A 15,566-nucleotide genomic window follows, 5' to 3' on the forward strand; every position below is an offset into this window, starting at 1 on the left:
ACAATGAATTTCAAACAACAATCATGGATCTAACCTCTCAATATATGGGATTGACCCTGCGGTCACCCCTGGTTGTCTCTGCCTGTACTCTATCGGAGGATATTGCCAACATCAAGCAAATGGAGGATGCCGGTGCGGGCGCCGTCGTGCTGTTTTCTTTGTTTGAAGAGCAGATATTGAAAGAGCAAAAATTGTTCGATCAGACCATGCAAGTCACCACGAATATCTTTGCGGAAGCGCTGGATTTTTTTCCGGACATTGACGATTACCACATCGGTGCCAGTCAATATTTGGAACATATCCGGCGTGCGAAAGAAGAGGTCGATATCCCTATCATTGCCAGTCTGAATGCCATTTCGCACAGCGGATGGATCGATTATGCCAAGCAGGTCGAAGAATCCGGAGCAGATGGTCTGGAAATTAACGTTTATTACATTCCCGCGGATATTCGGCTGACTGCGGAGATGGTGGAGCAGCGTTACCTGGATATTGTGCGGCTGGTCAAAGCACACATTAAAATTCCGGTTGCAATCAAGTTGAATCCTTATTTCAGTTCGATCGGACATATGGCTTACAGGTTGCATGAAGCGGGTGCTGACTCGCTGGTATTGTTTAACCGGTTTTATCAGCCGGACTTTGACATCAATCGGTTGCAGGTGCTGCCAAACCTGGAGTTCAGTGTGGCGCACGAGATCCGGCTTCCATTGTTATGGATCGCAATCCTCTATGGACGGATACCGGTTTCGCTGGCCGCGACGACTGGTGTGCAGAGTGCCGAAGAAGTGGTGAAATATCTGTTGGCTGGGGCTGACGTCGCCATGACGGCTTCGGCATTGTATAAGCGCGGTATAAGCTATCTCCGCACGATGACCAAAGATCTACAGTTGTGGATGGACCGTATGGGATTTGCATCGGTGACAAGTTTCCGTGGAGCAATGAGCCAGCAGCATATTTCGGATCCGACTGCGTACGAGCGGGCCAATTATATCCGCATTCTGGAAGGTGTGAAATAACGGGCTGCTCAGGGGGATTCAGAGTTCAATGACGGCTTTATCTTTTTTCTGAAGGTTACTTTCCAGGTGCTTCAGACAGTTCTTAATGGACTCCTCCAGGACTATCAGGATGCTTTTTTTTGCGTAGTGGCGATAGGTCACAAGGCTTATCTCTCGCACGGGCACAGGTGCCTTGAATGCGCGAAGACAGGCTTTTTGGCGAGGTGGCAAATCAATGGCCGCCAGCTCAGGGATGATGGTGATCCCCTGATTGATGTCGACGATCTTCAGAAGGCTTTCGATACTGCCGGCGCCGAATTCCATATGGTGTTTACCGGATTGTTGTTTTTGGAGCTCACAGAGATTCATGATCTGACTGCGCAGGCAATGCCCTTCCTCCAGCAGCCATAAATGATCCAGGTCGATATCCTCCGGCAGCAAATATTTTTTCTTTAATGCCTGAGATTCGGGATCGGCAACATAAACACTGAATGGTTCGTAAAATAGTGGGATTTCACGGAAGCTGTCTTTATGTAAAGGTGTTGCTAAAATACCGATATCAAGTTGGTCCTTCGCCAGTTTTTCGGTGATCTGGTCGGTCGTTAGCTCCGAGATGATGAGTTTGATCTCCTGGTATTGTTCCAGAAACGGGGGCAGAAAATGAGGTAACAGGTAAGGAGCCAGGGTAGGGATGATCCCGATGCGCAGGTCACCCTGCAATCCGTGGACCGATTCCTGGGCCATTTCCTGAAACCGGGCAATCTCATTCAATATGATCCGCGCCTGTTCGATCAACTGTGACCCGGTATCCGTGGGGGTCACCGGTTGTTTGCTGCGGTCAAAAACCATCAGGTCCAGTTCGTCCTCCAGTTTCTTGATCATCATACTTAAGGTGGCCTGGGTAACGTAACAGGATTGTGCTGCACGAGCGAAATGACGGTGTGTGTCGACGGCGACCAGGTATTCCAATTGCTGGATATTCATGATGGGGTTCAATTTTCGTTTTGCCGTATAGGCCAGAGCGCCATATACAATATCTATATTTTAAGTACAAATATAGGTATTGTCAAATTGAGCCGGTACTTCGCCTTTTTAGCAAATGGAAAGAGTAAACTTTTTAACGGATGATCCTGGAGTTCCTGGAAGCAGATCTTAATTCAACCCAAGTGGGTGCCAGCCATGCAGTACCATGATCGCCTCGATCTCCTCTCTGCGTTTGGCGGCCTGGAAGGCTGAATACATAAAGTACAGGTAAAGCACTTTGTTCGGAATGCTCCAGAACCAGAAATTATGAAATGGGTAGAAGTAGAATAGTGATTCGATGAGTATCAGAGTGACGAAAAGGAATCCAAAGCCCCACCGGGCGTTGGAGAATGTGACCGTTAAGCCTCCGGAAATGTAAAAGAAGGTAGCACACAACCAGATTAGTAATTCTTGTTTTGTCCCTAGTAGCAGAAAGCCCAGAATGGAAGTGATAATGAAATACAAAATCGCAGTGGTTTGACCCTTGCGAATAACGATGGATTCATTTTTAAAATTAGCGCGTAGTACATCCATGTTTTGCCCCTCAATTTGCTTCGCCTCAACCAGCATATTCCTTATACAGTCTAGATCAGATAATTGGGGGATCCATTTACCCATTTATCAAAAACAATACCAAAAGTGACTGCCACTTTGGATTAATCGCTGCATAAGGAAATGTTGCCTTAAAATATGGTTACGGTTTTCCGACTTCCCACTCGTGGATTCCGCTTGAAACTCCCGGCTGGGAAGTCATGATCAAACGCATCGCATTGGTGGAAACTGCTTTGAAGTGTACATTATTCCACTCGTCTTTGGAGAGGGGATAGTCTCCTTTGATTTTAACGTCCTTCCATTTAGAGCCCTTCAGGTATTGCAGCTTCCAATCTGCCGGGATGCGGCAACCACCATCCGGCCCGTCATCAAACCAGTACACCCGTGAAGAAGAGATCGATGCTGTTTCTTTGAAGTCATATTGTACCCATTCTTGCGTTCCGAACCGCGGCCAGAAATGCAGGTAGGGATTGGTGTGGTCGTTGGAATTTTCGGGTAAATATTGGTCATGGATAGCGTCCAGATTGCGGACATCCTCGGAACACGAGACCTTTCCGGTACTGGCCAGGGTAGGCATGGGCACCGGCGTGGTATGCCGCATATCATCCGCCAACCAGATTGCCATGAAGTTCCGTTCCCGGTTGGCCCAGGCATAATAGGGGATTGCGATTAAGGGTATACGATTACTTGCCAGGTTCTGGTTTGATTCCTCATGAACTACGGCTCCTTCCAGTGAAACAGCCATCACGCCGTTTAGCAATGCCGGTTCCCAGGTACTCTCCAGCTTTGCATTTTCAAAAACCATTGTGTTGATCACATGTTCGTCCGGTTGATCCTGACCTTCCAGGCAGTAGACCAACGGGCCTCGTTGAATGGCCACTTTCCCTTCATCATCCTTCAGGTTTGGATGTGCACGAACAAATCGTGGTTGCATAGGGAAGTTGATGGAAATGTGGTCACCGCTTTCCCAGCGTCTGGTGATGACGGCATAACCGTGATCCACCTGATACGCCTGAGGTTGTCCGTTGATGGTGACCGGAACCGGATTCGTATTACCTGATGCAAAGGTGTACAGGTCACTGGGCACCACTTCTCCCCGGGCCCAGCCTGGTATGCGGATCTTCACCGTGAACTGTGACGATGACCGGGGATTTACCCGAATATCCACCTGCCCATCCCAGGGATAACGGGTTTCCTGGATCATCTCCAGTTCGCCAGCCGTCGTCCGTATGCTGGCTTTTCCTCCAACGAAAAGGTTGACGTAGATCTGGTCGCCCTGAACGGCATACTGATAGCCGGGAATAGAAGGGAAGAACCGTGCTACATTACTCGGACAACATGCACACGAAAACCATGGACTGCGTGCCTGATTCTTCCGTGCTTCCAGAGGATTGGCGTAGAAGAAACGGTCTCCTTCCAGGGACATGCCCGAATTGGCGGCATTATACAGCGTGCGTTCCAGCACATCGATGTATTTGGATTCTCCGTGAAGCAAGAAGAGCCGGTAATTCCAGAAGACGTTGGCAATGGAGGCACAAGTCTCACAGTAGGCACTGAAATTCGGAAGAGCATAAGGCGGCCCGAATCCTTCCCAGGCTCCGGTGGCTCCTATCCCTCCGGTAATGTAAAGCTTTTTAGATACAACATCTTCCCAGATCTTGTCGATGGCATGGATGTAATCCTGATTGCCGGTGAGCGCCGCAATATCTGCCATTCCACTGTACATATAGGCGGCGCGTACTGCGTGGCCTACCGCTTCTGTCTGGTCGATCACTTTCAGATGCGCCTGGCTGTATTCACCCTGATTTGGCCCCCTTACGTCCAGGAAGAACTTGGCCAGGTCGAGGTATCTCTTCTCTCCCGTGATGCGATAGAGCTTAGCCAGACCGATCTCGATGACCTGATGACCCGGGTATTTTTCAATCTTACCCCATCCGAACTCCCGGTCGATCAGATCGGCAAATCGAATGGCAATATTCAGCAGGGTTTTCTTGCCCGTAGCCAGGTAATGGGCCGCTGCTGCTTCAAAAAGGTGTCCGGCATTGTACAATTCATGCGATAGGTCTTCCGTCTTGTCCCAGCGGTGAGCCCCAGCCCAGGCGTGGGGATGTTCGGGATCGATCGTGCGTGTGGTATAGAGGTATCCATCGGATTCCTGGGCTGCACCAATAATTGCAATCCAGTCATCAATTTTTTGCTCCAGGACCGGATCGGGATGGACTTGCAGGGAGTAGGAGGCGCCTTCAATTATCTTGTACAGATCCGAATCATCGAATGGGTAGGCGGTGCAAAAGGAACCTTGCTCTTCCCCAGCAGCGATGGCAAAATTTTTCACCCTTCCGGTGGACTGGCATTGTTCCATGGTATAGGGCAACGTACGTGTCCGGTGTTGTTCAAGGCGTGGTGCCCAGAAATCGTCGTTGAAATGGACCTGGGTGAAGGGTACCGGATGATAGGGGTAGTCGTGTGTGTCGTCCAGCGATTGGCAGTTGAGGTAGAGGGAAGTAAGCATGAATAAGAACATCAGATGGATTCGGATCAAATGCATGATTTGTTCGTTTTCTAATGGATAAATGATTACGGTAAGGCAAAGGCCACCCAGGTGTCACCGGATTTCGTACCCAGTTTTCCTCCTCCGCAGGCGATGACCACATATTGCTTGCCATTCACGGCATAGGTCGCTGGTGTAGCGTAGCCGGCTGCCGGCAGGTCAAAAGACCAAAGTTCGGCTCCTGTCGCTTTATCAAAAGCACGAATTTTTTCATCAGCGGTGGCTGCGATGAAAAGCAGGCCTCCGGCGGTCACGACAGGGCCGCCGTAATTTTCCGTACCGGTAGGTGGTAAGCCCCGGTCGATCAGTTCCTGATGGATGCCCAGAGGCACCTGCCACCGGATGGTTCCCTGGTTCAGATCAATGGCGCTCAGAGTTCCCCAGGGAGGGCGCACTGCCGGATAGCCATCTGCTCCGACAAATTTATTGTAACCGGTATGCTGGTAACGGCGGTCTTCTTTGGACGGTGCATCGTTTGATGGTTTGCCGGTGTCAGGTGTATCCAGGTTGTACAAAAAGGCGACCAAAGCATCGATTTCCTGGTCTCCCAGCCACCGGAAGTTAGGCATTTGCCCCTGTCCGGATTGTAAGATGTGCCGCGCTTCATCAGCCTTCCGGCGGGAAGGAAGCTGGGTCAAATCCGGTATGCCGCCCATAAAGGAACTCCCTTGCCGCTCCAGGCCATGGCATCCAGCACAGTAATTCTTATACGTATTGAAGCCCCTGTCCCGGAGCAGGCCGTTGGTTTTTTCTGTGACTTCAAAGAGTTTCAGGATCCAGGGCATTTCATTGGCGTTGACATAAAGGGTGCCTGACTCCTGATCCCATCCGGCACCTCCCCATTCTCCTCCGCCATCAAATCCGGGGAAGATGACTGTTCCCTGGAAACTGGGCGGAACAAAAGGCCCCCCGGTACGTACGGTAGCCAACATCTGCAAAGCATTTTCACGGGACGTATCACTGATGGTGGTTACTACGTCCGGAGTAAAATTCTGCCGGACAAAGGGTGGGGGAGCAGTAGGGATGGGTTGGGTTGGCCAGGCTGATTCACCAGGTATATCACTGGCAGACACAGGCTGTTCAACGATAGGAAATAGCGGCGTGCCATCTTCCCGGTTGAAGAGGAATACAAATCCGGTTTTGGTGATTTGAGCGACGGCATCAACCTGCTTACCATCCCGCTCTACGGTGACCAGGTTAGGTGTTGAAGGAAGATCTCGATCCCAGATGTCGTGATGGACCGTCTGAAAATGCCAGATCCTTTTCCCATTGTGTGCGTCCAGGGCGATCAGGCAGTTGGCAAATAAGTTAGCTCCCAGCCGGTTACCACCATAAAAGTCAGCCGTGGCGGAACCGGTGGGGACGAAAAGCAATCCCCGTGTAGCATCCAGGGCCATTCCTGCCCATGAGTTGGCTCCTCCTTCATACGTATAGGCTTCCGGTGGCCAGGTGTCATAACCTTCTTCTCCCGGTTGCGGAATAGTATGGAAGATCCAGCGTTGTTGTCCCGTATGCACATCGTAAGCGCGAATATGACCGGGACCTGCTCCGTAACTTTCATCTACCCGGCTACCAATGATAAATAAGTCTTCAAAAACGACCCCGGGGGAATTGGCTGTCAAAAAGAAAGATTCCGGATCCCGGCCCATGCCTTCGCGCAGATCGACGCGTCCGTGGGTGCCAAAGTCCTCGATCAGTTTTCCGGTAAGGGCATCTATGCAAAGCAGGTAAGGGCCAACAGTCACCAGCAACCGCCGGCCTTCTATGCCATCCCAATATGCCAGCCCCCGGTTTACACCCAGGCCATTCAGCCCGGACAGGTCTTCCAATGGGGCTATCTTCCAAAGCTCTTTGCCACTGGCCGCATCCAGGGCAAAAAAGTTCAGTGCGGGGGTGCTGCCATAAAGGACACCATCAAGGATCAGCGGATTACACTGAATCTGGGTATTGCGGGAGGTATCCAGGTCACCGGATGAAAAGCTCCAGGCAACCTTTAACCGGGTTACATTTGACTGGTTGATCTGATCGAGGGAACTGTAATGATCACGATCGTTACCTCCCAGATAACCTCCCCAATCCGGACTGGATTTATCCGTACGACAAGCCAGGAAAGATAGTGTGACAAAAAAAAGCGTAACCCGCATTTGAAAATTAATTTACAGGAAGATAGTTATTCCCGGAAGTTTGACCACCCTATGAAGCAAGGAACATTTGTTTACCTTTAAACATGCTGGCAATGGAATGAGCCAGGGGATTGTGAAAGCAGGAATCGAAAACATGAAAAGTCCATTTAGACGAATTAGTCTGGCTTTTTCCACGCTCTTAATGGCGTGGATGGTAAACGGGCAGCAAGCCCTGGTGATTATGAACGTGCGCATTATAGATGGCAGTGGCGGACCTTCCGCCATGGGAAATGTGCGTATTGTAGGTGACCAGATAGACACGTTCGGTCATATCTCACCTGCCCCCGGAGATTCCATTATTGATGGTGAAGGCCTGACACTGAGCCCTGGATTCATTGATTCTCACAGCCATCACGATGCTGATTATACGGCGGATCATCACCTGGTGCCGGTCATAAGTCAGGGCATTACAACCATTGTCGTAGGCCAGGATGGCAGTAGTAATTTGCCCCTTGGTGCCTTTTTTGACCATCTGGAGCAAGAACCACCTGCTGTGAACATCGCTTCCTATGCCGGCCATAATACACTGAGGTGGGAAGTGCTGGGAAATTCCGACTACCGCCGCGAGGCAACTGCTGATGAAATAGCCCGGATGGGACAATTACTGGATCAGGAGATGGAAGCCGGCGCACTGGGGATGTCTACCGGTCTGGAATACGATCCTGGTATTTATTCATCGCCCGGGGAGGTGCTGAGTTTGGCCAAACATCTGAAACCTTACCAGGGCAGATACATAAGCCATATGCGCAGTGAAGATGTCGAACTGGAAAACGCAATCGGAGAGATCATTAATATTGGCAGGACTTGTCAGATTCCGGTACAGATCAGTCATTTCAAGATAGGCATGAAAGCAAAATGGGGCAGCGCACCCGCATTGATAGCCCGGCTCAATGCAGCCCGGGAGGAAGGTGTCGATATCACCGCAGATGTCTATCCCTATACCTACTGGATGTCTACGCTGAAGGTGCTCTTTCCAAAACGCGATTTTACCAACCGGGAACAGGCTGAATATGCTCTGAGTGAATTAACTACCCCGGATGGCATGTTGCTCTCGACCTACGATGCCAATCCGGATTATGTGGGTAAAACGATTGCTGAGATAGCCCGTGCCAGCGGTGAAAACCCAGCCGACACCTATCTGCGGCTGATCCGCGTCGCGGACGAAAAGCATGGAGATGAGTCGGTCATCGGGACCGGAATGGATGAGGAGGATATCAGCCTGTTGTACCAGTGGCCGGAAACCAACGTTTGTTCCGATGGAAATGGTGGCAGCCTGCATCCGCGTGGTTATGGCGCTTTTCCGCGCTTTATTCGGATGTACACCCGTGATTCAGAGGTGCTCTCCCTGGAGGAAGCTGTCCATAAAATGACAGGGCTTACAGCGCAACATCTGGGTATCCGGGACCGGGGAATTATCGCTCCGGGTAAGTTTGCAGACCTGGTGTTATGGGACCCGCAAACGATCACCGATCATGCGACAACAGCACAACCCCATGCGTTATGTACCGGTATCAAGGCGGTCTGGGTCAATGGGGTTCAGGTATGGGATGGGAAGGACGCATCCGGAGCGCTTCCCGGCAGGGTCATCCGCCGGGAATAAGCCTGGCTATGGATAGGATATATGGCGTGGTTTTCTCATCTTGCACGCGCTTTGGCGTCGTTTCAGACGTCCGTCATAAATAACAAATCTCAGAAATCGATGATACTTAGTGACGTATCCATCCTGGAGGCTATCGAAAAAGGTGAAATCGTCATCGAGCCTTTTCGCCGGGAGAGTTTAGGTACCAATTCTTACGATGTCCGCCTGGGTAAATACCTGGCTGTGTATCAGGATGATGTACTGGATGCCCGTCTCCATAACCAGATCAGGGAGATTGAGATTGGCCCCGAGGGATATGTGATCCAGCCGGGGATACTCTACCTGGGTGTGACCGAAGAATATACGGAGACCCATAACTCGGTACCTTTTCTGGAAGGTAAATCGAGTGTCGGACGGCTTGGCATTGACATCCATGCCACGGCCGGTAAGGGTGATGTCGGTTTTTGCAATACCTGGACTCTTGAGATATCCTGTGTTCAGCCGGTACGTATTTATGCGGGTATGCCGATCGGTCAATTGATCTATTTTCAGGTTGAGGGCCCGGTTAACCGAATGTACCACACCAAGAAGGATGCAAAGTACACCACGCGTACCACCAAACCGGTAGAATCCATGATGTGGAAAAATAAATTCTGACAAAACGCAATGCCGGGATATGGTTGACAACTTTGCGGCCGTTAAAAATTTCCTAAATCCGATGTGCTCCCGCATAAGCATGCTATTTTTGTAACTATGCAATTTGTGTTTCCATCCTTTCTTTGGGCCTTTGCGCTCCTCAGCATACCGGTTATCATTCATTTATTTTACTTCCGACGCTTCCGCAAGGTTTATTTTACCAATGTGCGCTTTCTGCGCGAAGTAAAAGATGAGACCAGCAGCCGTAATAAATTGAAAAATTTGCTGGTACTGCTTTCCCGCGTCCTGATGGCTTCCTTCCTGATCCTGACCTTTGCTCAGCCCTTTATTCCCCTCAACAACAAGGTGGACGAGGGTCGCAAAGCTGTCAGTATCTACGTCGATAATTCGTTTTCGATGAAAGCTCAGAGCTCGGATGTACCGTTACTGGATAAAGCAAAAAGCCGGGCCCGGGAAATAGTGGAAGGATATAATGAAAGCGATCAGTTTCAGATCATCACCAATGATTTCGAAGGCCGTCATAACCGGTTTTTTAATAAGGAGGACATCCTTCCCATCATTGATGAGATCACGTACAGCCCGCAGGTGAAAGATATGAAGCAGGTGATGGAACGACAACATCAGCTCTTCAACCAGGCTCATCAGTCGCAACCAGTATCGTATCTGATCTCCGACTTTCAGGATCGCATTACTAACTTGCCTCCTGACCCGGACACCTCCTTTCATACCAATCTGATCCCCATTCAGAGTGTGCAGGAGAAAAACGTGTCGATTGACAGCTGCTGGTTTGGCGCTCCCGTGCATGTGCTGGGTCAGAATAACCCACTGTATGTGCGGATCCGAAACTATGGCGATCAGACCGTGGAAAATGTACGGCTATCGGTCATTCGCAATGGCCAGGAGCAACCCATGGGATCCTCCTCCATCGCGGCCAATGCCAGTACCGTGGATACCATAAATATTCAGACACTGGAGGCAGGATGGCACGAGATGGTAGTAAAGATCAGTGATTACCCGGTGACATTTGACGATACCTATTACCTGACATTTGATGTAGCTCAACAGGTGCGCATCCTGTTGTTGTACGCCGGCTTGCCGGATCGCTACCTGCAGGCGGCACTGGCAGGACTGAAGAATTTCCAGGTCACCGCCCAATCCGCTCAGAATATTGCCTATTCGGAATTTGGGAATTATCAGCTGATCATCCTGCAGGACTTGCCGGGCATTTCTTCTGGTCTGGGGTCAGAGCTCAGGCAATACCTCGAAAATACCGGTAATGTATTGATTTTCCCGGCCCATAACATCGATTTACAGAGTTACAATGCCTTCCTCCAGTCGGTACCGGCAGGTCAATTGTTTGCTCCGGACACCCTGCACCGACAGGTATCCCAGATCAATACGGAAGAATTCATTTACAACAATGTCTTCGAACGTATCAGGCCTAACTTGCGCCTCCCGGAGACCAATTATAATTTCGGTATCTCACGTGCCGGCAGGGCTGCTGAAGAGCCGCTTTTAACTTACCGGGATGGCAGTGCCTTCCTGATGAAATACCGCGTAGGAGCAGGCCAGCTCTATCTTTCGGCGGCCCCGATCAATCCGGATGACAACAACCTGGTCAATCAGCCGGAAGTATTCGTTCCTTTATTATTCAAAACGGCGCTGGCCAATGCCGAGAGCAAGGAGATCGCATATTGGATCGGTGGCAATAATACCATTACCATGGAGCGGCAATCGGGTAGCGACGCAGTTTTTGTTATCCGCGGAGCTCAGGAATGGATCCCCAAACAGACGACCGTAGGCAATGTTGTCTACCTCGACACGGAGGAAGAACCCGGGGAAGCGGGATTTTACGAGGTATTGTGGGATAACACCCCGCAGGCAAAACTGGCATTCAACTTTGACCGCAAAGAATCGGACCTGTCCATCACGCCATTGAGTGTCCTCAAAGACCGCTACGGGGCTGCTTATACCTTTCTCGATGACGCACAGATCGCCGATTTCTCAAAATACATTCGTGACCAGATCAGCGGCATCAGCCTGTGGCGGTACTGTCTCTGGCTGGTATTGTTTTTTCTGGCCCTGGAAGTCCTTATCCTGCGATTCTGGAAAACTTAACCTATGGATGTCCTGCTCAAAAAATGTACGGTAATTGACCCTTCCGGTCCCCATCATCGCAAAGAGGTGGATGTACTGATCCATAATGGGGTCATCGAGAAGATCGGGAAGCGCCTGACCGCTCCGAATCAAAAATGCAAACTGGTTGAGGCCAATGACCTGCATCTAAGTCCGGGTTGGTTGGATATTATGCCCTGGCATGGTGAACCGGGTTTCGAACAGGTGGAAACGCTGACTTCTTTATGCGCCGCAGCCAGCTCCGGAGGGTACACGGCCCTTGCGCCGGCACCAAATACGTTACCGGTTGCTGACCAGTTTAATAATGTTCGCGCCCTCCGGCATTTTCAGAATCCACAGGGAGTCAGGATCCATCCCCTGGGGGCCTTATCGGTTGGAACTGAGGGGAAGGACCTCACCGAGATGTATGACCTTACCCAGGCCGGAGCCGTTGCCTTTACGGATGGATGGAAATCGGTCCAGCATAGTGGATTGCTCCTGCGGGCCCTGGAATACGTACGTCCGCTGGGACGTACGGTCATCAACCAGCCTCACGAACGTCACCTTGAAAATGAAGGTCTGATGCATGAAGGGGTGACCAGTACCTTGCTGGGCATGAAAGGTATCCCTGCATTGGCTGAGGAGATCATGGTTCACCGGGATCTGGAATTAGCCCGGTATGCTGGTTCATCCATACACATCCTTAATATCTCCAGCAAAGGTTCCGTCCGGCTGATCAAGGAGGGTAAAAAACAAGGCATTCCGGTCAGCGCCAGTGTGGCGATCATGAACTTGCTGGCTGATGATGAAACGATCAGGGATTTTGATGCGGTCTACAAGATCTGGCCTCCATTGCGTGGGACGGAAGACCAGAAATCGCTCTGGTCCGGTGTTAAGAACCAAACCATTGATGTGATCACTTCCAATCACAGTCCGTCCGACCAGGAGCATAAAGACCTTGAATTTGCCTATGCCGCCTATGGCATCACCCAGTTACAGACCTGTTTTCCTGCTTTTAACTCGGCGTACCCGGATGAACTCGACACCTTTGTAAGCGCGGTCAGTGCAAACCCACGCCGTGTCCTTGGCTTGAAGAAGTTGATGCTTGAAGTTGGGCAGGAAGTTGAAATGACTCTGTTTAGCCCAACGGATACCTGGACTTTCAGCCGGCCTAAAAATAAATCGCTGGCAAATAACACACCATTTTTTGACCGTGCATTTACCGGAAAGGTTATCGGGACTATCATTGGTGATCAGCTAAACCTGATTTGAAATGTCCTGACGAATCAGTACATTTAAGAAAATATCAGACGATGGAACCAATCGATACCACCGAACAATTACCGGATCCGCAAGAAGTAAAATTTGGACGTACTGCGATGCGCTTCGGACTTTATACCGGACTTATCCTGGTGGCCATATCTCTGGTGATGTATTTGACCGGATTGTCAGACCCTACCAACACAAGTCAGCGTTTCATAAGCATGGCCATCAACATTTTAGTGTTTGCAGGAGGAATGGTATTAGCCTGCCGGGCGCACCGCGATGAAGAGCTTGGTGGCGTGATGTCATTTGGCCGTGGATTTGGAGTAAGCATGTTGGTAGCCATCGCAGCCTCACTGATTTCTTCAGTTTATTCCTACATCTTTCTGAAGTTTATTGATCCTGAGGTGATGAAGAAAGCCATGGATCTGCAAATGCAACAGATGGAAAGCAGAGGTATGACCGATGAGCAGATTGAACAAGCCTCAAAAATGATGGAGATATTTTCAACTCCCGGCTTTGCCAGTTTGAGTGCATTTATCTTTTCGGTGATTTTTGCATTAATTGTGGCGCTTATTGTGGCCGGGATCATGCAAAAGCGTGCTATCTGATCTGCTTAGAGTAGGCATTGTTCCACTGATTTCAGCTTTACCGTTATTCTTACTCCTCTGGAGGATTTTGCGACTAAGGTTTTCATACCTCATGACGGCTATGGTCAGATCCATTAGCAGCGGCATTAGCTGAGCGCTCCGGAATTACATGATCGCTAATTAAGCCAATAAAAAAGGGGCACCGGTAAGATGCCCCTGAAGATTGGTTGATTTGATTTATTGTCAGTTCTTGATAAAGCGCCTGGTGTAAACCTCACCATTTGCATCGATCCAGCGGACGAAATAAGCGCCGGCCTGCAGTTGGTCAATGGATTCCTGACTGGATCCGGCTGACCGGGGTTGTTGCAGGATTACCTTCCCGGAGAGGCTGATGATCGACAACTGGCCTTCTCCACTGCCCGGCAGATCCAGCCGGATGCTGCTGCTGGCCGGGTTGGGAGCGATACCGATATCCGGTAGTTCCCGGTTCAGAACGGTGGTGCCAATTTGAGGATCTACTCCCGGATTAATGACCAATGGGTCGTAATGATCATGTATGTCAATGGTATAGTCTTCCACTTCTCCATACCAATAGGTGCCGCAAGCTTCAGGATAGTCATCAAAGGCCATGGCCACCCGCATCCGCGTTTTTCCGGTTTTAGCCCAGGATGGAATATAAATGTATGACCAGACCCAGTTGGAGGAGTGATCAAAGGCTACTTTCTCATTGTAGTCGAATTTTCCATTGTGGTTAAAGTCGATCCAGACACACCAGAATGCAGCCGGTTTGATCCAGCCATAATGCGCATCATGCACCCAGTTCAAGGATGGTTTTAGAAACAGAGTGCCGCGGTCGTTGCGATACATCACAGTCGACATGTGGGTATAATCGCCATACCCGTTATGGGCGTAATTGGAGTAATTGTCCAGATCTCCAAGCCATACCTGATAGATGTATCCATAATTGGGATCCTGACCGGAAGATTCACAATACTTCGGCGCCGGAGGGCCACTCTCGACCCAAACGGAATAATCCTCCACTTCACCGTACCAGAATGCATCACAGGGATCCGGCTTATACTTGTCGTAATCTTTGAAGTGCATGGCTACGCGCATCCTTGTTTTGCCCGGCTTTGCCCAGGAGGGTACGTCAAAATGCATTTGCAATGGATCGTAACAAGCTGAATCACAGACCATTTCCTCCTTGTCAAATTTCTGATTCTGGTTGTAATCGATCCAAACCATCCAATGTGGTTTTTCCATGTACCAGTCACCCCATCTATCGTATTGCTTCCGCAGGTAGGGCTTCAGATACATGTCATGCCGCTTATTTTGGGTGATCTTGCACATCAGTTTGGTATAATCGGCATAACCGGATGGATCGCAACCCGAGACCTTATTGATCTCGCAAACATTTACCTGTTTGATGTATCCGTATTTGGAATTCTTACCCCAGCCTTTACAATAGTCGTTGTCATGTCCGTAGTAGGGATTTTTGATATGTACGGCATAATCTTCCACCTCGCCATACCAGTAGTAGCCACACGGTACAGGGTCGTAGATGAAACGCATCCCTACCCGCATCCGGGTGTTCCCGTCCTTGGCATCGCTGGGTATTACCACCCAGGCCGTGATTTCCCTCGAATAGGAATCTTTTACCACGACCTCACTTTCTTCAAACTTTCCATCGTGATCAAAATCGATCCATACGGTCCACCGGGCATCTTCGTGAAATGCCGGCCAGGTTCTCGGGGTCAGGGTGATCGGGTATTTCTTGCCGGCTTCTACTTCGATGGTCTGATGCATGTAATCACCATAACCATTATAACTGAAGCCGGAATGATTGCTCACGTTGCACATGCGTACACCGGCAATCCAGCCATAATACTCACTTTTTCCATAGGCAGAACAGTAGTCAGGGTCTTCGTTAGCTTGCAGGAAGGCAGTGGTGAGTAATAGGCATAATAGGGTCGTAAAGCTTTTCTTCATAGTACAATCATTTGGTTCATTCTTATCTCTAAGATAAGAAGCGGACTTTGATCATAGGTGACTTTAACATAT

11 protein-coding genes are annotated in these 15,566 nt (G+C 49.9%); 6 read left to right on the forward strand and 5 right to left on the reverse strand.

Going from position 1 to position 15,566, the window contains the following annotated elements; translation table 11 throughout:
• Positions 1-23: 23 nt before the first annotated feature.
• Positions 24-1,013: a dihydroorotate dehydrogenase-like protein gene (locus H6570_03040; protein ID MCB9318232.1), complete on the forward strand. Its 990-nt coding sequence runs from the start codon at positions 24-26 to the stop codon at positions 1,011-1,013.
• Between the two features lie 18 nt (positions 1,014-1,031).
• On the opposite strand, the gene H6570_03045 is transcribed toward H6570_03040, so the two are convergent.
• The 4 genes from H6570_03045 to H6570_03060 all read right to left on the reverse strand — a co-directional run bounded on the left by H6570_03045 (position 1,032) and on the right by H6570_03060 (position 7,262).
• A complete protein-coding gene (locus tag H6570_03045) occupies positions 1,032-1,976 on the reverse strand; it encodes a LysR family transcriptional regulator (protein ID MCB9318233.1) in 945 nt (314 codons plus the stop codon).
• A 168-nt stretch (positions 1,977-2,144) separates the two neighbouring features.
• Positions 2,145-2,549, reverse strand: a complete 405-nt coding sequence (locus H6570_03050; GenBank protein MCB9318234.1) for a hypothetical protein — start codon at positions 2,547-2,549, stop codon at positions 2,145-2,147.
• Positions 2,550-2,709: 160 nt separating this feature from the next.
• Positions 2,710-5,115 (reverse strand): glycoside hydrolase family 127 protein, encoded by a 2,406-nt coding sequence (locus H6570_03055; GenBank protein MCB9318235.1) that lies wholly within the window; start codon positions 5,113-5,115, stop codon positions 2,710-2,712.
• Positions 5,116-5,144: 29 nt separating this feature from the next.
• Positions 5,145-7,262, reverse strand: coding sequence for a PQQ-binding-like beta-propeller repeat protein (locus tag H6570_03060; GenBank protein ID MCB9318236.1), 2,118 nt, complete (start codon positions 7,260-7,262; stop codon positions 5,145-5,147).
• Between the two features lie 133 nt (positions 7,263-7,395).
• Here H6570_03060 and H6570_03065 point away from each other — a divergent pair, with 133 nt between their 5' ends.
• The 5 genes from H6570_03065 (at position 7,396) to H6570_03085 (ending at position 13,526) form a co-directional block, all read left to right on the forward strand.
• A complete protein-coding gene (locus H6570_03065; protein ID MCB9318237.1) occupies positions 7,396-8,901 on the forward strand; it encodes a D-aminoacylase in 1,506 nt (501 codons plus the stop codon).
• A 99-nt stretch (positions 8,902-9,000) separates the two neighbouring features.
• Positions 9,001-9,537 (forward strand): dCTP deaminase, encoded by a 537-nt coding sequence (locus tag H6570_03070; protein MCB9318238.1) that lies wholly within the window; start codon positions 9,001-9,003, stop codon positions 9,535-9,537.
• A gap of 96 nt (positions 9,538-9,633) precedes the next feature.
• The gene (locus H6570_03075; protein ID MCB9318239.1) at positions 9,634-11,655 is read left to right on the forward strand and encodes a BatA domain-containing protein; all 2,022 of its coding nucleotides are present in this window, start codon (positions 9,634-9,636) and stop codon (positions 11,653-11,655) included.
• Between the two features lie 3 nt (positions 11,656-11,658).
• On the forward strand, positions 11,659-12,924 hold the full coding sequence (locus H6570_03080) for a dihydroorotase (protein ID MCB9318240.1): 1,266 nt from the start codon (positions 11,659-11,661) through the stop codon (positions 12,922-12,924).
• Positions 12,925-12,965: 41 nt separating this feature from the next.
• The gene (locus tag H6570_03085; protein ID MCB9318241.1) at positions 12,966-13,526 is read left to right on the forward strand and encodes a DUF4199 domain-containing protein; all 561 of its coding nucleotides are present in this window, start codon (positions 12,966-12,968) and stop codon (positions 13,524-13,526) included.
• A gap of 222 nt (positions 13,527-13,748) precedes the next feature.
• Here H6570_03085 and H6570_03090 read toward each other — a convergent pair whose 3' ends face one another.
• Entirely contained in the window at positions 13,749-15,494 is a 1,746-nt protein-coding gene (locus H6570_03090) for a T9SS type A sorting domain-containing protein (GenBank protein ID MCB9318242.1), read from the reverse strand.
• Positions 15,495-15,566: the final 72 nt, after the last annotated feature.

Source organism: Lewinellaceae bacterium, assembly GCA_020636135.1.
In the GTDB taxonomy this organism is placed as follows: domain Bacteria; phylum Bacteroidota; class Bacteroidia; order Chitinophagales; family Saprospiraceae; genus JAGQXC01.